The 20,603-nt window shown below is 53.7% G+C and carries 20 protein-coding genes; 2 read left to right on the top strand and 18 right to left on the bottom strand.

The features are described 5' to 3' along the window. Nucleotides 1–22 precede the first annotated feature (22 nt). Entirely contained in the window at nucleotides 23–400 is a 378-nt protein-coding gene (locus AC4PHM_RS13195; RefSeq protein ID WP_492018220.1) for a DUF7670 domain-containing protein, read from the top strand. Nucleotides 401–715: 315 nt separating this feature from the next. Here AC4PHM_RS13195 and AC4PHM_RS13190 read toward each other — a convergent pair whose 3' ends face one another. The 8 genes from AC4PHM_RS13190 to arcA form a co-directional block, all read right to left on the bottom strand. Further along, nucleotides 716–1,144: a YwiB family protein gene (locus tag AC4PHM_RS13190; RefSeq protein WP_492018219.1), complete on the bottom strand. Its 429-nt coding sequence runs from the start codon at nucleotides 1,142–1,144 to the stop codon at nucleotides 716–718. Nucleotides 1,145–1,177: 33 nt separating this feature from the next. Then, the gene (locus AC4PHM_RS13185; RefSeq protein WP_492018218.1) at nucleotides 1,178–1,861 is read right to left on the bottom strand and encodes a GntR family transcriptional regulator; all 684 of its coding nucleotides are present in this window, start codon (nucleotides 1,859–1,861) and stop codon (nucleotides 1,178–1,180) included. A 58-nt stretch (nucleotides 1,862–1,919) separates the two neighbouring features. Continuing rightward, nucleotides 1,920–2,795 carry a 4-(cytidine 5'-diphospho)-2-C-methyl-D-erythritol kinase gene (ispE, locus tag AC4PHM_RS13180; RefSeq protein WP_492018217.1) on the bottom strand — a complete coding sequence of 292 codons (876 nt, stop codon included), beginning with the start codon at nucleotides 2,793–2,795 and terminating at the stop codon, nucleotides 1,920–1,922. A gap of 135 nt (nucleotides 2,796–2,930) precedes the next feature. Next, nucleotides 2,931–3,080, bottom strand: coding sequence for a hypothetical protein (locus tag AC4PHM_RS13175; protein WP_492018216.1), 150 nt, complete (start codon nucleotides 3,078–3,080; stop codon nucleotides 2,931–2,933). Nucleotides 3,081–3,310: 230 nt separating this feature from the next. After that, nucleotides 3,311–4,411: an acyltransferase gene (locus AC4PHM_RS13170; RefSeq protein ID WP_492018215.1), complete on the bottom strand. Its 1,101-nt coding sequence runs from the start codon at nucleotides 4,409–4,411 to the stop codon at nucleotides 3,311–3,313. Beyond that, nucleotides 4,411–5,766 (bottom strand): NAD(P)-binding domain-containing protein, encoded by a 1,356-nt coding sequence (locus AC4PHM_RS13165; protein WP_492018213.1) that lies wholly within the window; start codon nucleotides 5,764–5,766, stop codon nucleotides 4,411–4,413. The genes AC4PHM_RS13170 and AC4PHM_RS13165 overlap by 1 nt, the downstream gene beginning before the upstream one ends. A gap of 308 nt (nucleotides 5,767–6,074) precedes the next feature. Beyond that, nucleotides 6,075–7,067 carry an ornithine carbamoyltransferase gene (gene argF / locus AC4PHM_RS13160; protein WP_492018212.1) on the bottom strand — a complete coding sequence of 331 codons (993 nt, stop codon included), beginning with the start codon at nucleotides 7,065–7,067 and terminating at the stop codon, nucleotides 6,075–6,077. Between the two features lie 293 nt (nucleotides 7,068–7,360). Then, entirely contained in the window at nucleotides 7,361–8,599 is a 1,239-nt protein-coding gene (arcA, locus tag AC4PHM_RS13155) for an arginine deiminase (protein WP_492018211.1), read from the bottom strand. Between the two features lie 691 nt (nucleotides 8,600–9,290). On the opposite strand from arcA, the gene rocF reads away from it, so the two are divergent. Beyond that, complete coding sequence (gene rocF, locus AC4PHM_RS13150) at nucleotides 9,291–10,202, top strand: arginase (RefSeq protein ID WP_492018209.1); 912 nt, start codon at nucleotides 9,291–9,293, stop codon at nucleotides 10,200–10,202. A gap of 121 nt (nucleotides 10,203–10,323) precedes the next feature. Here rocF and AC4PHM_RS13145 read toward each other — a convergent pair whose 3' ends face one another. The 10 genes from AC4PHM_RS13145 to AC4PHM_RS13100 all read right to left on the bottom strand — a co-directional run bounded on the left by AC4PHM_RS13145 (nucleotide 10,324) and on the right by AC4PHM_RS13100 (nucleotide 20,452). After that, nucleotides 10,324–11,976, bottom strand: a complete 1,653-nt coding sequence (locus AC4PHM_RS13145) for a sensor histidine kinase (protein WP_492018208.1) — start codon at nucleotides 11,974–11,976, stop codon at nucleotides 10,324–10,326. Continuing rightward, nucleotides 11,948–12,637 carry a response regulator transcription factor gene (locus AC4PHM_RS13140; RefSeq protein ID WP_492018206.1) on the bottom strand — a complete coding sequence of 230 codons (690 nt, stop codon included), beginning with the start codon at nucleotides 12,635–12,637 and terminating at the stop codon, nucleotides 11,948–11,950. Before AC4PHM_RS13140 ends, AC4PHM_RS13145 begins: the two co-directional genes overlap by 29 nt. A 476-nt stretch (nucleotides 12,638–13,113) precedes the next feature. Then, on the bottom strand, nucleotides 13,114–13,371 hold the full coding sequence (locus AC4PHM_RS13135; RefSeq protein WP_291400783.1) for a Veg family protein: 258 nt from the start codon (nucleotides 13,369–13,371) through the stop codon (nucleotides 13,114–13,116). A gap of 363 nt (nucleotides 13,372–13,734) precedes the next feature. Then, a complete protein-coding gene (locus AC4PHM_RS13130) occupies nucleotides 13,735–14,508 on the bottom strand; it encodes a YkgJ family cysteine cluster protein (protein WP_492018204.1) in 774 nt (257 codons plus the stop codon). Next, the gene (locus AC4PHM_RS13125) at nucleotides 14,505–15,497 is read right to left on the bottom strand and encodes a TIM barrel protein (RefSeq protein WP_492018203.1); all 993 of its coding nucleotides are present in this window, start codon (nucleotides 15,495–15,497) and stop codon (nucleotides 14,505–14,507) included. Before AC4PHM_RS13125 ends, AC4PHM_RS13130 begins: the two co-directional genes overlap by 4 nt. A gap of 235 nt (nucleotides 15,498–15,732) precedes the next feature. Next, nucleotides 15,733–16,506 carry a DUF1295 domain-containing protein gene (locus AC4PHM_RS13120; RefSeq protein WP_492018202.1) on the bottom strand — a complete coding sequence of 258 codons (774 nt, stop codon included), beginning with the start codon at nucleotides 16,504–16,506 and terminating at the stop codon, nucleotides 15,733–15,735. 1 nt (nucleotide 16,507) lies between these two features. Next, a complete protein-coding gene (locus AC4PHM_RS13115; protein ID WP_492018200.1) occupies nucleotides 16,508–18,334 on the bottom strand; it encodes a DegV family protein in 1,827 nt (608 codons plus the stop codon). A gap of 182 nt (nucleotides 18,335–18,516) precedes the next feature. Further along, complete coding sequence (locus AC4PHM_RS13110; RefSeq protein ID WP_492018199.1) at nucleotides 18,517–19,413, bottom strand: DUF4097 family beta strand repeat-containing protein; 897 nt, start codon at nucleotides 19,411–19,413, stop codon at nucleotides 18,517–18,519. A 119-nt stretch (nucleotides 19,414–19,532) separates the two neighbouring features. Further along, a complete protein-coding gene (locus AC4PHM_RS13105) occupies nucleotides 19,533–20,135 on the bottom strand; it encodes an HAAS signaling domain-containing protein (protein ID WP_492018198.1) in 603 nt (200 codons plus the stop codon). After that, nucleotides 20,132–20,452 carry a PadR family transcriptional regulator gene (locus AC4PHM_RS13100; protein ID WP_492018197.1) on the bottom strand — a complete coding sequence of 107 codons (321 nt, stop codon included), beginning with the start codon at nucleotides 20,450–20,452 and terminating at the stop codon, nucleotides 20,132–20,134. The genes AC4PHM_RS13105 and AC4PHM_RS13100 overlap by 4 nt, the downstream gene beginning before the upstream one ends. Nucleotides 20,453–20,603: the final 151 nt, after the last annotated feature.

The raw sequence follows: 20,603 nt of genomic DNA, 5'->3' as shown, positions 1-20,603 counted from the left end.
AAGACCCAAGGAGGTCATTCAAATGTCACAACCTATAAGCAAATTTGAGTACTGGACACCACGGCTTCTCTCTCTCGCGTTTATCGCGTTTCTTATGCTGTTCTCACTGGATGTCATCACGCCGGAAGCGACGCTTAAAGAAATCCTGATTGGGCTGTTTATGCACAACATCCCTGCCTTGATCCTGCTCGGGCTGACCCTCGTCGCCTGGAGACACGAATTGGTCGGTGCCATCGTCTTTGTTCTGGCAGGTTTGGCTTACATTGGCTTTACCATCTATAACGGCGTTCCATTTCCAATGAATTTGACCTGGAGTCTGACTCTGGCGGGTCCTGCCTTTCTGATAGGGTTCCTCTATTATAGGAACTGGAGGGAGAAGCATCATCCGGTCAGCAGGTGAAGTGATTTTCAGACTTGGTTAGCGATCTAGCCCTAACATCATTGTTCTTGGGGAAGCGCAAGTCACACCTCACGCCAATAGACGTGCACCTCGCTCCGCCTTTCAGCGCAAGCTTCACTTTCGCTTCCAGACGTGCACCTTGCTCCGCCTTTCGCCTCGCTGCGCTCGGTGACAGGCTGCGCTTTGGTCTACGGCGTCTTCTCAGCCGAGGGCTGCGCCCTATATAAACAGAAGTGATCCCCCACAGAAGAGAGCTGACTCTCTTCTGTGGGGGATCACTTCTGTTTATGCACGTCTGTTAGCCTTACGCGGATCCTATGACACCTTAATCCTCAAATGATTCCGCGTCTTCGACAAACCTTTAACCTCAATATCATAGCTGATTTCAATGTGTCCTGCGCCGCGCTCGTCAATTGTCGAGGCCAGGGTGATGGTCTTCATCTCCACATCAAAGACACCATAAGGTGTTTCGTAGATAGACTCTCTGATTTCGCCTGCAATGAAGACGAGTTCAACGACATTGACGCCATAGCGATGCATGGTGACCGTATCGTCTTTGATTTTCAGGGTCGTCTTGCCGCCTTCCATGCCGGACAGCTCTGATTCCGAGTAGATGTAATAGTGCGTCTCATCTTTGAGATAGTATTTCCCCGCTGTGGCGAATTCGATGCGCTGGGCGCTTTCACCCTCAGATTCGATTTCTGTTGTCAGCTGAAGAAACACTTCAGTTCCTTTTGTCGTCATTAGACCACCTGTGTACCTTTCTTCAAGCCCGCCCTACTCGTTGCGCTTTTCCTTCCAGTTCATGACCAGATCCATAATCAGCTGCACGTGCTGCTCCGCGGCTTCCTTGGCGGTGTTCACATCACTTGAGCGAATCGCATCATAAATCTTCTGGTGCCACTTCTGGATCTCCGGATAGTTGTCAAACTCAGTAAAATAAGTCAAGCGGAAACGCTGGAACTGATCGTGGAGGTCCTTGACAATTTCGATCAGTTTATTGTTCTTGGTGGCATCAAAAATCTTGTCATGAAAGGTGTTGTCCAGGTCTATCATGGCTTGGCGGTCCTGACGGCTGACGGCATCATTGAATGCTTCCAGGGTTTCGCGCAGGCTCATCAGTTCTTCTTCTGACATGCGCTGTGCCGCCAGGGAAGACGCGAAGCCTTCCAGCAAAATTCTGATTTCGAGAACATCAATAATATCTTTAGCGGTCAAGTCTGCAACATAAGCACCTTTTCGGGGGATCATTTCGACAAAGCTCTCTTTTTCGAGCTTTCTGATCGCCTCGCGCACAGGGGTGCGGCTGACGCCTAGCTGGTCTGCGAGGGCGATTTCCATGAGCCGCTCGCCCGGCTTAAGGGTACCATTCAATATCGACTCTCTGAGATATTCAAAGACCACTTCCCCAAGAGGTTTATAGTTCCTGATTTCCAACGTTCCTAACTTTGTATTGTTCAACGCTCCAACCTCCTATAATATGTACATTCAATCCTTCTTCGCCCCATAATATGTACGTTTATTCCTCTGATCTCCTATTTGTCGTTCGTGCGAGGTAGACCTGCGCATAGGTCTTCTTAAGATTTTTGCAAGCCTTCATGGCGCGCTCATACTGTCTGAAAAAGCCAAAGACGGTTGGTCCGCTGCCGCTCATCATGGCGCCGTCTGAGCCGTACTGAATCAGTTGACTGCGTATTTTCCCCACAATGGGATGCATCTGCGTCGTGACGGGCTCAAGGACATTGACCATATGCTCTGCGACATAGCGCATCTGATCCGTCCGAATGGCCTGAATCAGTGCCGGCGTATCCGGCCTCTGCTCAATCACGGTTTGATCATAACGCTGGTACACCGCTGGGGTGGAAACGCCTATATTGGGTTTGGCCAGCACCACCCAGTGCGAGCCAAAGCCCTCAAGAGGCTCAAGCTTCTCGCCAATGCCCCTTGCAACTGCACAGCCGCCCGTAATGCAAAACGGAACGTCCGCACCAAGAGACAGTCCAATGCGCTGCTGAGTCTCAAGATCCAGGTTGAGCTCATACAAGCGGTTTAGTCCCCTAATCACAGCAGCGGCATCCGCGCTGCCGCCGGCCAGGCCGGCTGCCACGGGAATTCGCTTGACCATCGAGATCCTGACGCCCTTGTTGAGTCCCGCTTCCTTCAATACCAGGTCTGCTGCTCGCCAAGCCAGGTTGGAGGCGTCCTGAGGCAGATAGTCCACATCACAATGCAGTTCAATGCCTGACTCGAGGGGCTCCAGGATGATGTCATCTGCAAGATCAATTTCCTGCAAAATCATTTCAACTTCGTGGTAGCCATTATCGAGTACACCCAGAACGTCTAAGGACAAATTGACTTTGGCTGTAGCAAATTCTATGATTCTATTGTGCTCCATGGCGTCACCCCAAACCGAAAATCCAGATTATGCTATTTACATACATTATACAAAATACATTAAAAGTATTATACCTAAAAATCTTGCAAGATACTAGTGTCATCTTGCACAAGAATCAGAACAATTTAAAAATAATTAACAGGTTCCTTTTGTAAAGACCTTCTCAGAGCACAAGAAACCATTACAATACGTATTATAGTCTCCGTCCCCAGTTTCAAACTTGTCCGCGTCACCAAAGTTGAGACCGTCCGCGTCACCAAAACCAAACCCGTCCGCGTCACTCATTCAAAACCCGTCCGCGCGGCCTGCGCCTATTGCCCCCAACCCACACCGCACACCATCCCATCACCCTATTTTCAATGACACTTCCAAACAGAGGGCGGCGAAGCCGGGACGGCCCGAGCCGGCCACCTTTACTACCAGGCAAAAACGCCTCCTCAGCCGCGCACTTGGCGGCCGGGGAGGCGTTGTCCTTGTCTTTCTTCAACTCTTTTTCTTTTCCTTACCTCTTAAGCCTATTCTTCCTTGTCCTTACCATTCACTTCGTCCCTTTTCTTCGCCCTTTGCCTTTCCTTAAACCCAGACTCCGCCTTATTGTACCCCAGCCGCACCAATGCCGGCAGCGACACGCCCAGTATGAATCCCACCAAAATCTTCAGGCTGAGCGACTGCACCCCGACTGTCCGGAGCCCCCAGTCAACAATGACGAGCACCAGCGGATGCGCCAGATAAACATCAAAGGTCACGCCGGACAGACGCCTCACCCAGTCGCCCGGCTTCTCGTCAATGTTGACCAACTTGAACCAGGAAAGAAGCAGGATGACTATGGACAGCGTGTACAGCTCCCAGGCAAACGGCAGAGAGAGCATGCTGATTGGCGTGATCGCCCCAAAGCCGGCGAGGCGGGAAACCAGATAATCCGCGAAGGCAACCGCGCCTACAATGCCAAACGCCGTCAGCAGCGTCGCCTTTGGCGGCCGCTCATACACCACAATGCCAGCGTAGAAGAACGGCAGATAACTCATAAAGAACCGGTCTGAAAGCGGCACATACCGTTTCAGCCACAGGGCGTAAACCAGGTAGAGAATGGTCACGACCACAAGATCCACACCCAGCTTGGAAAAGCGCCGCCTGAAAACAAGCAGCAGCGGAAACACCAGGTAGAGCTGAATCAGGATGACCATGAAATAGAGATGGTAGAAGGCCCCGCCGGTCAGCAGCAGCTTCAGCATCCCAGAAGCGCCATAGCAAATACCCATGAAGCGCTGCTGCAGAATCAGATAAATCAAGGACCAGATCAGGTAGGGCAGGACCACCGTTTCCAGCCGGCGGCCCCAAAAACGGAGGAGCCCCACCACGTGGTCATCACTGCGAAACCGCGCCGCCAGGCCAAAGCCGCTGGCAAAGATGAAGGCTGGCACCGCGAATTGACTGAAGCTGTTGATCCCCACGGTCAGCCGCTGCAGCAGAGAACCCGGCAGGTAACCCGTGACGCCTGAAGCCGTGACGTGGATGACCACCACGAGCACGCAGGCCACAATTTTCAGCAGGTCGAGGGCGAGAGAGTGCTCCCGTTCTCCGGGCGCCGTCTTTTTCACCACATGCAGCACACTCATTAATCCAGCTCCTCAATTATGGAATCCGCCCAGAACATTGAGCCGGAGTCCTCACAGATTTGGTCGACGACCCTGCGGGCGTCCTCCCCGAAACTGTAGAAACCAATGCCATAAGGGGATGGCCCGCCGAAGCCCGGGTTCAGCTCGACTCCGGTGAAATAGAGACCATCGGCGGAAGTTTTTCCTGCCTCGTGGATCAATTGGCCTTCAGAAGAGAACACCGGAACGTCAATCCAGCGGTAATTTGGACGGAAGCCCGTGGCCCAGATGACGCTGGTGATCCCGGTCTCGGACAGGTCCAGACGCTCCGTCTCCTGGAGGGCACCCCAGCTCAGCCGCGGCAGCTTCAGATCCAGCTTGGACTTAGGCTTTCCAAGTCCCTCTTTTCCAATATGGGACTCAATCTCATCCATAAAGCGCTGAAGGTAGGTCTCGGCATCCTTCAGGGTCTCGATCAGGTTTGGCCGGACGGTCAGGGCGCCGCCCTCAAAGCCGCTGAGACGGCCGACCAGCGTCACGCCCTCCTGTTGGCAGGTGGCGAGGTTCTGGCGGAGCTTCTCCACAATTTCGAGTCGCTCCAGGTCATCCGGCACATATTCCACGCCCCGGTCCAGCTTCGCGAAGCCGGAGAGGCGGTTGAGCCAGTAGACGCCGTTGATGTTGTCATAGGCGTCCGGGATGGGGCGCTGGGTGCCCAGGGACAGCCACACGTCCCGGCCTTCCCGGCGCAGCTCCAGGGCAATCTGGATGCCGGAGCGGCCGCCGCCCACCACGAGGACGCCGCCGGGCGGCAATTGGCATGGATTTTTGTAGGTCACCGAGTGCAGCTGCTGAACCTCTGCCGGAATTTCCTGAGACGCCGCCGGAATGAACGGCTGGTTATACTGTCCGGTCGCCACCACAACATCATGGGCTCTGAAAATGCCCGCTGTGGTTTCGATGAGATATCTCAGCGGTCGGTCGTAAGGCGCTACCGGGATGGCGTCGATCTCCTCCGGGGTCAGCTGCCGGAGGCGTGTCGCCTCCACGCCCTCCATGACCTTGGGCTTGAAATGGTTGACCCAGTCTGTCAGGTGTTGGTTGATCTCCTCAAGGGTCATGAACCGGTTGTCGTAAGGCGCCATGCCTTCCATGCCCGGCAGGCGGGTCATCCAGTTCGGGGTGACCAGCGTGAAGGAGTCCCAGCGCTCGTTACGCCAGGTCCTCAGGAGGGTCCCGCGTTCAATGACGCAGTAGTCCATCCCCATCTGATCCAGATAAAAGGCCGCGCTGAGACCGCTTGGACCGCCGCCGATCACCAGCACGTCGTAATCATAAACTCTATTTTCAAGGTCGTCCGTCTTAGTTATAGTCATTGTTATTCCTCCTGCTTCCGTCCGGTTGCATCACAAACGTCATCTCTCTATTATATCCAAAAAAGACGCACTTAAAAGGGGAAGTTCGCCGCGGCTTTGAATTGCGAAAAATGAGGCACTCTGGGCATCTGAGGCCCTCACCGCCTTCCAAAGACAAAAAGGGACCGGAGATCTCAACCTGATCCCCGGCCCACTAAGCAGCATATTATGCTATACCTATGCAATTAAAACCCTAAAACTTCTGCCGTTGGTCAGCCAACCCACACCCCATCGCCCAGTGCTTCAGCATTTTTCACTCAGCGCCCGCTCTACACGTTCCCAATCGTCGCGACCATGATCGCCTTGATGGTGTGCATGCGGTTCTCCGCCTCGTCGAAGACCACAGAATGGCGGCTTCTGAACACCTCATCCGTGACTTCCATGGCGGTGATGCCAAATTTCTCAAAAACTTCTTTGCCCACCTGCGTTTCCAGGTCGTGGTACGCCGGCAGACAGTGCATAAAGATCATATCCGGATTTTCCGTGCGGTTGATCAGCTCCATATTGACCTGATATTTGGACAGCTGCGCGATGCGCTCCTCAAAGAGATGCTCCTCGCCCATAGATACCCAGACGTCCGTGTAAATGACGTCCGCGCCTTTGACGCAGTCCGGATCCTCGGAGAACTCCAGGACCGCCCTGGTCTCCTTCGCGACCTCCTGCATCTCAGCCACTAGGTCCTCCGCCGGCCAAAGCTCCTTAGGGGCGAAGGCGACGAAATGCATGCCCATCTTGGCCGCGCCAATCATCAACGAGTTGCACATGTTGTTGCGGGCGTCACCGGCATAGACAAATTTGATTTTGTTCAGCGGCTTGTCGACGTGCTCCGTGATGGTCAGGAAATCTGCCAAAATCTGGGTTGGGTGGTACATGTCCGTGAGGCCGTTCCAGACCGGCACGCCGGCGTGCTGTGCAAGAGCTTCCACGGTGGACTGCTCATAGCCCCTGAACTCAATGCCGTCATAGAAACGGCCCAGGACCTTGGCGGTGTCTTCAATGGATTCTTTCTTGCCCATCTGGCTGTTGGTGAGGAAGGTTACATGAGCGCCCTCATCATTTGCGGCGACTTCAAAAGCGCAGCGGGTGCGCGTGGAGGTCTTTTCGAAGAGCAGGACAATGTTTTTGCCGTCCAGAAGATTGGTCCGGATGCCAGCTCGCTTTTTGCACTTAAGTTCTCTGGACAGATCGAGCAAATAACGGATTTCCTGTGGAGTGAAGTGTTTCAGTGTGAGAAAGTGCCTACCTTTGAGATTGACTGGCATGGATAAACCCCCTTATACATTCTGCTGGCCCGGGGGGCAAGTCTTCAGTCCCACAGTCTCCATCCTGCCGATGGTCGCCTCCAGTCCCACTTCGCCGCTCCTGCGCCAAACCTTGATTTTCACGATTCTGAATTTAATTTTCTCACATTTGCGCCAGAAATCAATACTTTTTTGATTATTTATGCTTATTTTTTTGAATTTATTCAGTTCGACGACCTCAGATGCAGCTGGGGAGGAGTGTGGCCCTTGAGGTCACCATCGGCAAAACGCACTTGTCTTTAGAGCTGCGCGTCTTACAGAGGGTCCCGGATCAGCGGCATGGACATGCACCGCGGCCCGCCCCGGCCCCTGGACAGCTCGCTGGACGGCATGACGTGAAGCCGGATGCCCTGCTCCTCAAGGAGGTGGTTGGTGATGTGGTTTCTGGCGTACACGATCACCTCGCCCGGCGCTATGGCCAGCGTGTTCGACCCGTCATTCCACTGCTCCCTGCCCGCGTCAATGCCCCGCTTGCCGCCGCAGCGGATCAGGGACACGTGGTCGAGGTCCAGGTACCGTTCCAGAATGCGCTTCAGATCCATGGTCTCCTTCTCAATCCGGAGGTCGCGGCTCTTCCCGGCGGGCGGCTGGATGGAATAGACCGTCAGCGGGCCCTCGATTTCCGGGTGGATGGTAAAGGTCGCGTGGTCCACCATGGTGAACACCGTGTCCAGGTGCATGTATGCCCTTGATTTTGGAATGTCGAAAGCCAGGATAACCTCGAAGCTCTGGCCGTCGTCAAACAGCCGCCGGGCAAAGAGGTCAATGGCGGAGGCGTCCGTCCGCTGGGAAATTCCGATGGCTATGACCTTGTCCGACAGCACCAGAATGTCCCCGCCCTCGATGCAGTAAGGCTCCTGGCGGTCGTACCACAGTTTGATCCCCGCGTCCTTAAAGTCTAGATGATGCTGGAAGATGTATTTGCTGAAGAGGGTCTCCCGCTGACGGGTGATCGTTCGCATGTGATGGAGGGAAACGCCCGTGCCCACCGCCGCGAAGGGATCCCGCGTAAAGTAGAGGTTAGGCATGGGATCGATCAGGAACGGATAGTCGCTGTCCAGGATGTCCGACAGGGTTTTGGGGTTGGCAATGTAGACCTCTTCCTTGCGAATCCCCGCCATCATTTTGTCGATGAGGGCCCGGGTGTCTTTGAAGGACCGGAAGTACTCCCGAACGGCCTCCTGCTTCATATCCCCCTGAAGCCCCGCTTCCTGGATGAATTCCTCCATAAAACGCTCCCGTATTTCCTCCGTTTGTATGCTCTGTGCCGCCAAATCCTCGAGATAGACCACTTCTATGTCATTGCCCCTGAAGATTTCAGCGAAAGCGTCATGTTCCTGCCTGGCCACATCCAAATAAGGGATGTCGTCAAAGAGCAGCCTGTCCATGAGCTCGGGTGTAATGTTCTCAATTTCGCTGCCGGGTCTGTGCAGCAGCACCTTTTTAAGCCGTCCGATTTCCGAGTAAACGTTAATTGCCGGTGTGATCAACATGGGCTCCACCTCTCCAATACACATCTATGTTTACGATAATTGGTTTTAAATGGCAATTTATTCATCCGTTTCTCCTTTGATTTTAGTATACCACTCCAGAAATATTTTATTCAAGTTTAGTAATTTTAAGGTTTACGGGATAATAAAAAATTTTTTGAAGAAATTGTCGGACTGTGGATATTCATCGGGTGTATAATTTGTTATTTTATGGTATTCGTTTGCGTCACCGTTTGCTATAACTTGTCTCTGAACTTTATGAACAAATCGTGCCCAGTGAAAATCTGTATAATCATTAAAAAAAGATCATAAAGATTTTTCTGAATTTTTGCGCATTTTTATAGTTGGCTTCAGGTCCTAAGCTGAGGGGATTTGGTTCTTATGGCAGTCTATGCTTTTTAATGTTCCCATCAAGTCCTAAACCTCTCTGCCGATGGTCACGCCTCTTCCAGTTGACATAACGCCGCGTCTGTTCCACTTCCGCGCGCATGAATATTGATTAATCACAAGTTATTTTTAAGCGATATTTACCCCATTTAGGGGTACTTTAAGGCGATTTGACTACAGATTGACAGGTTCAGCATGGATCGAGTATGATGGTAGCACACAGTCAACCGGCAACGATTTGGATCCCGGATGGCCCTGTTATTGGGCAGCAGACTGGATCCCGCACGCATGAGAGGAGATTTTTTTTATGACAGCACTTAAAGAAAAACGCATTTCTATAGTTGGTGTCCCTATGAACCTCGGCGCGGACCGCTTAGGCGTCGACCTCGGCCCTGTCGCGATCCGTTATGCGGGCGTCAAAGGCCGCCTTGAGCGACTTGGCTACGATTTCGAGGACCGCGGCGACATCCAGGTGGTCCGGCCTGAAAACGCGAGAGATGAAAAGAGCAATTTGAAGTATCTGGACGAAGTTGTCCGCGTCAATACAGAGCTTTGCAATTCGGTTGCGGACATTATGGCGGAAGGGAGATTTCCGCTGGTTCTGGGCGGTGACCATAGTATCGCCATCGGCACTATTGCCGGTGTCCTGCAGCACAAGAAGAACCTCGGTGTGATCTGGTTCGACGCCCATGGCGACATCAATACGGCGGAGACTTCGCCTTCCGGGAACATTCACGGCATGCCGGTTGCGGTGGCACTCGGCCTTGGCCATGAGCGCCTCATAGGGATTGGCGGCGCTGAGAATAAGCTGAATCCCAAGAATATTGTCCTGATTGGCTCCCGCGACCTCGACGCGGGCGAGCGCAAGCTGCTCAAGGAGCTGGGCGTCACGGTCTTCACCATGCATGAGGTTGATCTCCTTGGAATGCCAAAGGTCATGGAAGAAGCCATCCGCGTCGCGTCAGACGGCACCGACGGCGTTCACGTCAGCTTCGACATGGACGCGATGGATCCGTTCTACGCTACAGGCACCGGTACCCGCGTCGCCGGTGGCCTCTCATACCGCGAGTCCCACCTCGCCCTCGAGCTGATCGCGCAGGCAGGCATCATGACCAGCGCCGAGTTCGTCGAGGTCAATCCGCTGATCGACAACAAGAATGAAACTGCAGAAACCGCCGTCGCTTTGATGGATTCCCTGCTTGGTGGCTGGCTGCTGTAGGAAAATGATTTGAAAATTTAGTGAATGAAAAGGAGAAAACCGCCACGGCTGACGCTTGGCGGTTTTTCTTGTCGTAATTTAAAGGTGGGTGACGCGGACAACTTTCTTTTGGAAATGTCAATTAAGCCTCTATAAGCGGCAAGGTCAGGATGGCTTTAAAGAGGTCGCCGTCGGTTTCGATTTTGAAGTGGCCCTTTTGGAGTTCAGCGAGGCTTTTGGCGATAGCAAGGCCCAGGCCAGAGCCGTCGGTGGTGCGGGCGGCGTCGCCTCGGACAAAGCGTTCGGTCAGGGTGTCATCCACGTCAACCAGCGGCAGGGCGGAAATGTTTTTCAGGGTGATGACAGCATTTTGCTCGCTGCGCTGGAGATCGAGGTAGACTCTGGAGCCGGGCATGGCATACTTCAGGACGTTGAGGAACAGGTTCTCCATGATGCGCCAGAGGTGGCGGCCATCGGCGTGGACGGTGAGGGGCTGGTCCGGAAGGGGCGTCGTCAATTTGAGCTCAAGGTTGGCCTGGGTCATGCGGTCGCGGACCTCACCGGCGGACTGATGGAGGAATTCCTGGAGCCTGAGGGGCTCGGCCTGGACGCTGAGATTGCCGGAGGAGGCCTTGGCGGCCTCGAAGAGGTCCTCGGTCAGGGTCTTCAGGCGCTGGGACTTCTGGTCCAGAACGGCCAGGTAGTCAGCTGCCTCGGGGGCGCTCAGGCCGACGCGTTTGAGGAGATCAATGTAGTTGAGGATGGAGGTCAGCGGGGTCTTCAGGTCGTGGGAGACGTTGGTGATGAGCTCGGTTTTCATGCGCTCGGATTTGAGGGCAGTTTCCAGTGCGGTTTGGTAGCCCACGGCGATCCCATTGACTTTGGAGGAGATGCTTTTGAGTCGGGCGGGGCCTTCCGGGACCATTGGCAAACTTAAGTTTCCGGCTTCAATCGCGGTCAGGCTGGTCTCAATCCGCGCCAGGACCTGGTCCTGACGGATCAGATAAAGTGCAAGAAGCGCAATGCCGGAAAGGTAAATCACACCACCGATTATAAAGCCAAAGACGCCCATGGTCGCGGTCAGAAGGCCGCCGAAGATTATGGTGAAGGCGTTGAGAGCGAGGAAACCTGTCGCAATGAGAAGAGGCATGCGGTCTACCGGACCGCTCCTGAGTCTGCGCAGCGCCTTGCGAACGGGCTTTGAAACGGCGCCAAAGCACTTTGAAGCGCACCAGACCACAAAGGTGTGGCGAAGCAGCGTGCCGGTTTTAATTCGCTTCCAGGTCAGAGTCCAGGCGTAGAGGGCGAGTGACCCGCTGAGGACGAGAAAAAGGGCTGCGACGGGTTTCATCAGGAGCTGCCACTGGCTGTCGGCGAAGCGAAGAAGTTCGCCTGTGAGGCCAACCAGCGCGACCTGAATCCCAATCCAGAGGGCGAGGCCCAGGTCGGTGAAGATCCGGTCTGCTTTTAGGAAGTGGACGTCGTCGGAGTCAGGCCGGCGGCCGGACACCGCAGCCAGGAATATGAGACCGGTCAGCATGATCATGGCGCAGACGGCAAGCAGGACCAGGGTCTGGCTATTGTCGGCGAGCCAGGCTTCGTGCCAGTCGTTAGGGTCCTGAAGCGCCTCATAAGCCTGACTGCTGCGGTAGTCAAAGTCGAACAGGGTGCCCTCAGCTTCGTCGTAGAGGGTATTTGAGAAGACCAGGCCTGCTGCCAGGATCAATAGAATAACAACGACTTTCGTCAGCCAGTGTCTGAAGAGGTTAGTCCAGTTTTTCGATTTTGTATCCAATGCCCCACACCACCTTTAAGTATTTTGGGTCTTTAGGGTTGATTTCAATTTTTTCACGAATCCGCCGGATGTGGACCGAGACTGTATTTTCCGAGTTGATGGGCGTTTCAGACCAGACCTGCTCGTAGATCTGGTCGGAGGAAAAGACTTTGCCGGCATTAGAGAGCAGGAGTCGCACGATGTGATATTCGTAGCGGGTGAGTTTGATTGGGTCACCGTCGGCAAATACCTCTTTGGTCTCGTCGTCGAGGACCAGTCCGCCGCTGCGGAAGGTGGACGGCTTCTCGGTGTACGCGCCCAGGCTGGTATAGCGGCGAAGCTGCGATTTAACCCGCGCCAGGAGCTCCAGGGGGTTAAAGGGTTTAGCTATGTAGTCGTCCGCACCCAGGTTGAGGCCCAGGATTTTGTCGGTATCCTCGGTTTTGGCGGACAGGAGGATGATGGGCAGGTTAGAGTGTTCGCGGATCTGGAGAGTCGCCCGCAGGCCGTCCAGCTCGGGCATCATGATGTCGAGGAGGATGAGCTGGATGTCGTGGTTCTTGAGGGCTTCCAAGGCTTCGAGGCCGTTGTAGGCCTTGACGACTTGGTAGCCTTCATGATTCAGATAGATTTCAATGGCATCGGTTATAGCGCGATCGTCATCGCAGACTAAGATTTTCATAAGTTAGCTCCTGTGGTGATGTGATGGGTTTTTGCCGATGGTGATTTGAACTTCGCTCAAGCAACTTCATCATAACAGAAAAAAACGTCGAAAAACCTGGGATAATTCTTAAGGTTTTCTTACGAAAGCTAGGGACATGCATAAAGCGAAGAAGCACTACCCTGCGGGAGCTTGCTCACGGAGTGGCAGTGCTTCTTCGCTTAATATAGGGCGCAGCCCTCGGCTGAGGAGACGCCGTAGACCAACGAGCAGCCTAACACCGAGCACAGCGAGGCGAGAGGCTGCGCGAGGTGCACGTCTCACAGCGAACTGTGTACCTTACACAGTCGGAATGTTACTGATATGTTACTGTGCCTGACCCCAACTCTGTTACAGTGCCTGACCCCCGGCTAACCCCCCAAAAAAGAACAAAGCCAGCGACCCCACCGCGATCACGGCAAGTCACTGGCATAAATAAATACAGAACAAATCAGTCTCTATGAAACATTAACCCTTTGGCACAGCGTCACTTCTACTGTGTCCGTCAAAATGTCTGAATAACTGAACGATACACGGCGCTCAGTATCAAGGCCGGCGTTGATGCGTACGGTGAAAACACTTGGATAAGCTACTTCGAGAATGCCCTCACGGACATTCGCTTTGCGCTTGCCCTTATTCGTCTTGAGAATTACGCGTTCCCCAATCAGACCTTCGACCGACTTTCGAATCTCTGCAAGTGTCGCTTTTGTCGCCAAGTTGACCACCATCCCATTCTCTATCACACTGTATAAATATTACCATACAGTCAGAGAAAAGTCAAATATTATACAATACGAGTATTTAATCTGTCAACTAAGTTTTGTCGAAAAATGTCTGTTAGTTTTATGTCAAGACTAAATCGACCTCAAAAGCTTCAAATTGCTGGATTTAAGCGAATTTTCACACGCAATCCCAATGCATCTTTTGCCAACTGATCCGCATATTTTACCTCTGATCTAACCTCTGAATCCTCATTATTAACATAAATTAACCAAAATTTAACCTTTTGACTTTGTCTTCTCTTTTTCTTGATTATTATAACTTCTATTTTTCTTTTCACGTTACACTTTTGGTTCAAATCACTCTGTTTCTCCGTCTTGCTCCCCGGCCTCAGCCGCATGCTTCAGTCGCTCCTCAGACAATGCGTCACCCTCCAGCCTGACCATGGCGAACCAATCCACCAAGCCCAGCTGAATCTGATCCGGCTCCAAAAGCCCCGTCATCAAAAAACGAGAATCAATCGAAAACAAGTCATCAAACAACGCATCCCGATCCGCAGAAGTCATAGGCGCTTCAGATATAAAAGAGTCGCAAAAGGGTATAGACCGCTCCACGACCGCAGTCGGAAGCCGCACCCCATAATGCTTGAAAATGTCCTCCGCCGCCCTGCGGTTGGATTTCAGCACTGCCTTGAGATTCCTGCCGTAATCTGCAGCCCTCAGATGCCCGAAGATCCGGCAGGTCAGTGGCCGCACCTCATAGATCATGCAGCGTCCGTCCGTCTCCAGCATGGGGCATTTCATGGGGCGGGCGAGTTCAAAGCGGGCGTAGTCTTCGGCCCGCTCAAGGGCTTCAGACCACCGGCCGGCAGATTGCAAGAACGACCGGATCTGCAGCCACTCCACAAAAAAGGTGCTGACGGATTCGGCGCAGCACGCGGTACAGCCGCTGCAGCGCCCCCCGGGCACCCTGGCATAGACCTCTGAAAGACGCTCAAATAAACCTTTTTCCCGGGCTTGATCAAACGCCGCCTGCCACTGGACGTCGAGACCCGGGTCCCTGAACATCGCCGACCCCGACCCTTTCCCCGCCTCAGTCGCAGTCGCAGTCACGGGCTCACTTCTCTCCCTCATTCGCAGTCCCCTCCCAAATAACAGTCAGCGGCGTAGCGGAGCCCTTCAAAATAGTAATCGCTTCCGCCATAGAGGCTGGTCGCCTCCACCACCACCGGCGCCTCAAAAGCTCTAAGCCGATGGTACACCATCCCCGGCTCAAACGCCCAGCCTTCCGACCTCAACTGGCCGGGATGGGGAACGACATGGTGATACTGCCTGTAAAACGGTGAGTTGCCATAATAGTCCTTGCCCTGCACCGTCCAGACGTGAAACCCCACACAATGGGGTGCCATCAGCTCAAAGACCTCATCAAAATCATACCCGTTCATCAGACAGGAAAAATACAGGTGCCCTGTATCCAGCAGCGGCGCCAGTCTCGAATACCCCGACAGGGCTTCGATCCACTGCTCCGGACGGTTGAAGTCCCGGTTGGCGCCAAAGTACTCGAGGGCCAGGGTGATGCCAAATGCTTCAGCGATCAACTGAAGGCGTCCCAGGGACTCGTGGAGAATCGCCTGGAAATCCAGGCCAAAATAGGCATTCCGGTAAATCCCCGGAAAGTGAATCACAAAATAATCCGGCTGATAGCGGCCGGTAAGCTGATGAAGGTTCTCTTCCAAAAATCGAAAGGCCAGTGCCCGCTTCTCGGGATCCGGATCCAGATAATAGCCGTCCAGATAGTCGAAGGGGAACCAGTCGTAGAGACACAGCGGCAAGTGAATGGTATACGCCATCCCCAGTGCCTTTGCCGCATCCAGATCGGAAAAAATGCGCTCCAGCATGTCGTGGTAGGGCCTGTGGCGCCCAAGGCACACTTCAATTCGGGTAAAACCGAGGTTCGCGAGAGTCGCTACATCCACATTGTTTGTGTTGGAGCCCAGACTGCGGCCAAGCTTGAGCGGCTCACGACCCTCTGAGCCGGTACTGCCCCGCAGCTCATGAGTGTGTCCTTTACCGGCAAGTGCCTCTTGATTCTTCTGAAGTTCAGGTTGTTCAGTCTTGCCCATGGCACTTCCCCCCGGTACGCTGTTCGTCGTGGTCGGTCAGAGGCAGTCCGTGCCCCATGCTCGCCGCGCTATTCAGCCGAGCCGCCGACGTTATCAGTGTATCACATTTGAGGTTTTCTGCCCACGTCGGCCCTCAGCTTTGGGTGTAAAAAAATGAGACCATCGGCAACATGATCTTTAAGCTTTTAAAAGCTTAAGACCCCTGCCGATGGTCACCCTCCCCCTTCAACGCGCCTCAGGACTTCTTCGGAAACCACGGAAAGAACTTGCTCGTGACCGCCGCGTAAGCCTGAAATTCGGGATTATTTTCATATTTTTTCTCGAGCATTGGCACCCCGGAGACGAACATCAACAAATACGTGATCACCGCAGAGCTGATGATGGTCGGCCAAAAACCAGTCGTTCCAATAACAATGAGGAAGATCCCCCACCACATGGTGGCTTCGCCGAAGTAGTTCGGGTGACGGGTGTACTGCCAAAGTCCCGTCTTGATGATGTGACCCTTATTAGCGGGATCTTTCTTGAAGACCTCCAGCTGCTTGTCCCCCACGGACTCGAAATAAAAGCCGGTGAGCCAGACCAACGTGCCCAGAACGACCCAGACATTGACAGACTTGTCTGCCACCGTCACCGCATAGAGATACGCATAGGACACCACCGCCATAAAGACCGCCTGGAGGACGTAGACCTGCAGGAACGCCCTCGGGATGACCCACTTGCCCCATTCGCGGCGCCAGTTGGCATATCTGAAGTCCTCGGGTTTGCCCCAGTTACGGCGGTACAGGTGGTAAAACAGCCTGACGCCCCAGACAGTGACCAGTGCCACGAGCAGCAGGGACACCGCGTCCAGGTTGCCGTAATAAAACAGCGATGCCCAGCCTACGACCACAAAACCCAGGCCCCAGCCAAAGTCCACCACGGCGTTATTTTTCACTGCGGTCCCCAGAATAAAGAATCCCATGAAATAGAGAAAAATCACGAGCCAAGAAAACCATAACAACCCTGACATATTACCAGCCTGCTTTCTCTTGTAGGTAGGCAATCGCCGTCGCGCCCTCGCCGGCCGTTGCACCGACTACCGGTGAGATTTCCGCGATAAATTCTGGCGGCTTGCCGGTGAGTTCTTCAAAGACTCTGGCCAGTTCCATCGCCCGGTCCAGGCACGCAGCATGGACAATGACATATTCCTCCAGGCCATATTTCTCAATGTCCTCGCTGACAGACTTCACCAGCTTTTTCATAACCGCGTTGAAGGTCAGCTTGCCGCCGTAGGCCTTGCCATGGCCTTCCCGGTCCATAGTCATCAGCGGCTTGAGTCCAATCACTTTTGCTACTTTTCCGACGCTTCGACTCACCCGGCCGCTGCGCTCCAGGTATTTGACTGTATCTACAGATACCAGGATCTTGACCCGGTCCCGCATAGCCCGCATGATCTCGACGACCTCTTCAAAGCTGCGGCCTTCCTTAGCCAGATCCACCGCTTTCTTGACCATGAGGCCCTGGCCGCCGGAATTTTTAAGGGTGTTCAGGACTTCGATCTTTCGGCCGCGCTTTTCGACCACGGGTTCAAGGCCCTTGATCATGCCATAGGTGCCGCTGAGCTTGTCCGACACCGCGAGAACCAGAATGGCTTCGTAGTAATCGCTCAAAAACATCAGGAGGTTCTCGACGTTCTTGATGGCCGGCAGCGAGCTCTGAGGCTGATCCTTGAGCGTCTTGTTCAACTCGTAGAAGTGGCCCACGGACAAGGTCACGCGGTCCAGGTGCACCACGCCCCCAATTTCCAGCTGCAGCGGAATCACCGAGATCTGATGCTCGTCAATGAAGGACTGCGGCAGGTCTGCAATAGTATCTGTCACAATGGCAAACGGGTATTTCCTGTGGTTGCGGATATCCACCTGAATCTTCATATCGTCGACTTTGATGGCGTCCAGCTGGCCCACGCGGCTGAGAGCGTCAAACATAGGCTCCGGGTTGTTGGTGTGCAGGTGCACTCTGAGCTTATCCTCCCCACCGGCAATAACCAGGGAATCCCCATAGCGCGCTGCGATCTCCCGGATCTCTTCAACGCTAAGGCTTTTACCCTTACCTTTGTCTCTCCCCTTCTCACGGCTCGTCAGCAAAGTCTCACAGCAGTAGCGGAACTCGCCGAGGGTCTCATGAGCTTCAGCGCTCCTTGGATGGGCCTCAGCTGGAATGACCGAAATTCTCTCAATCCCCGCCTCCCCATGTTCAATATAGCGCTTGATGCCCTCAAGGAAGTGGTAAAAGCCCTTGGCTCCGGCATCCACCACGTTGCTTTTTCGGAGATGTTCCAGCATTTCCGTCGTCTTCTTCAACGCAACGCTGCTGTCTGACAGCGTACGCTCGGCGTACTCCAACAATGTGGCCGCTTTATCCTTGTGCCGTTCCAAAGAATGGATCCACTCCCGGACAACTGTTAAAATAGTGCCCTCCACAGGATTGAGCATGACACCATAAAGCCGCTTCAGTGCCCCCTGGAGGCTGTGAATCAGCTCCTCCTGGGTCAGCGTCTCCTTGCTCTTGACCTCCATGTACCAGCCGTAGATCAGTTGGGCAAAAATGAGCCCGGAATTGCCCCTGGCGCCCATCAGCGCCCCATCCGCTGCACTGGAAAGCACCAGGTCCACCTCGTTCTCAAGGCGGATAGTCTCCATAACCGCCTTCATGGTCGAGGTCAGATTGGCCCCCGTGTCCCCGTCCGGAACGGGAAATACATTGATGCGGTCGAGCTCGCTCTTATTTTGAATCACCTCATTGGCTCCAGCCAAGATGGCATAATACACATGTCTTCCGTTGATTGAATTGGCGGTCATTTGCGATCCCTCCTCGGGAGTATAGTTACCCAGTTTGGTATCGCAATTGACAGATCTTAAGTATTTTTCTTCTAATTTTGAAGTGATTGCATCATACAAAAATCCCCCTGGAGCCCAGACCTGTTGGTCTACACCCCAAAGGGAGTCTTCTCTTTCTGCGTATGCTCGCCTGGGTTACTGGGTCACTTAACGCTTATATTGCCGCTGACCGTGGACAGCTCCAGTGTAAACTGGCCGCTGCCGGCCGTCGCTTCAATGCGGCGGTCCTCAATGACTTTAACATTTGCCTCAGGGCGTTCGAGTTCAAGGGTCCCCGAGGTGGAAGTGAGTTCAATCTCATGGTTGAGGGGCGCCTCGCAAGTCACCTCAAGGTTGCCCGAAGTCGTCTCCAAGCGTCCGTTTCCCCTGAGTTCATTAAGCTTCAGCATCATTACGCCGGACACCGTCTTCACGTCAAGCTGATCAGCGCTGCCAAGGAATTCCACGTCGCCGCTGACGGCACCCAGTTCAATGTTCCGCGCCTCCAGCCCTTCCACGTAGACTCTTCCTGAAACCGACCCGGCAGAGACATTGCCCTCAAAAGGTGCTGCCCCTGGTGAACGCAGTTTGACCGCCCCTGAAACGCTTTGAAGCTCAAGATCACCGGACAGTGACTCTGGTATTTTGACCATTAATCTCAGGTTCGTGGATGTAAAGGAGTGCGGGAGCGTCAGCCCACGGTCTATATCGATCTCAAGCCGACCACCCTCCAACTTGTAGATTCGTATTTTGGGCATCTCTGTATCCAGCGGTGCAATGTAAGTCCCAGTCAGTTTGATTTCAATATCCTCCCTGGCTTCGCGGGTCACCTCCACCGACTCAAACACGGTCTCTATGGCCAGTCCTTCAGTCGCGTTCTCGCTGCTGACCTCCACCGTCCTGGTCTCATCCAGCTCAAAACGCTGGCTCCCAGCAAGGGGTGCTAAATCCTCGCCCTTCAGTCTGTCGAACAGGGCCGGTCCGGCCTCGCGCAGTGCCAGCATGGCAATGCCGCCGCCAATCAAAAGCGCTGCAATCAACCAAAGCGTAATTTTTTTCACTTGGATTACCTTCTTTCTTAAATAATTTTAGGGAGGAACAGGGCGTTATTCGCCTTGTCTTTCGAAATTTCATCGCTGTAAGTAGGTTATCGTTTTAGAATTTCCAAGGTAAAAACTTATCAGTTTTGCTTGATGATCTTGACGTTGAGCTTCAGATACTTCAGAGTCACTTGGTAGAACAGCTGGGTCAGTTTGATGGCAGCGAGGAAGATCAATCCGCCAAGTGCCGCAAGGGCGACCCCTGCGCCTAAAATGGCGACAATCAGAGTGCCTCCAACAATCCCGGCAGGAATCAAAGCAGGCGCAAACGCCACCGAACCCGTCACCGCCGCGACTATCCCGCCGAACACCAGGCCAATACCCGCTACAATCAGCGACACCGCCACTGCATAGACCGCGATCAGAATGCCCACCAGTGCCAGGTAAGGGCCAAGAATAAAGATGATATTAAAAAGTCCGAGGCCTATGGATGCCAGTACCGCCCTAAACAGATTCACAGAGCTTGGCTTTTCCTCCGCTCGCTGGATGACTTTGCTCAGTCTGAATTGTTTCGCGACCACCTCCGGCCTGCCCAGCTGCTCAAGGATGGCTTCTTCTGTCTCACCACTCTCGAGGGCGGCGTCAAAGTGCTCCTCATAATCGTACAGTATGTCATTGAGTTCCGCCTCCGGCATGCCGGAAAGCGCGCTTTTGAGCTGAGTCAGATAAGTCTGCTTGTTCATTCACCGTGCTCTCCTTCCACAATTAAGTTGACGCCCGTCACAAACCGTCGCCATTCCGCTGCCAAGGCGCCCTGCTCCAGACGCCCCCGCTCCGTCAGCGTATAGTATTTGCGCGGCGGCCCCTCTGAAGATTCCTTCAGATAAGTCGTGAACATGCCGTCATCCATCAGCCTTCGCAGTAAAGGATAAATAGTGCCCTCTGATATAGTGATATTTTTCGAAATCTCCTGAACCAGTTCATAGCCATAGCAGTCCCTGTGGCTAAGAATCGATAGTACGCACAGCTCCAGAACACCTTTCTTGAATTGTATGTTCACAGAGGATCGCCTCTTTTCTACTTTTTCATGGTTACAGCATATCACAGGGTACCTTATATTGCAAGGTAGCAAGTATTAAAAGAATCTTAAATACCTGGTTGGGGGCAATAGGCTTCAGGCCGCGCGGACAAGTTTTGAGTTGGTGACGCGG

The sequence above is a fragment of the Acidaminobacter sp. QWL-03 genome, from assembly GCF_058683855.1.
This window is presented reverse-complemented; position numbering and strand designations above follow the sequence as displayed.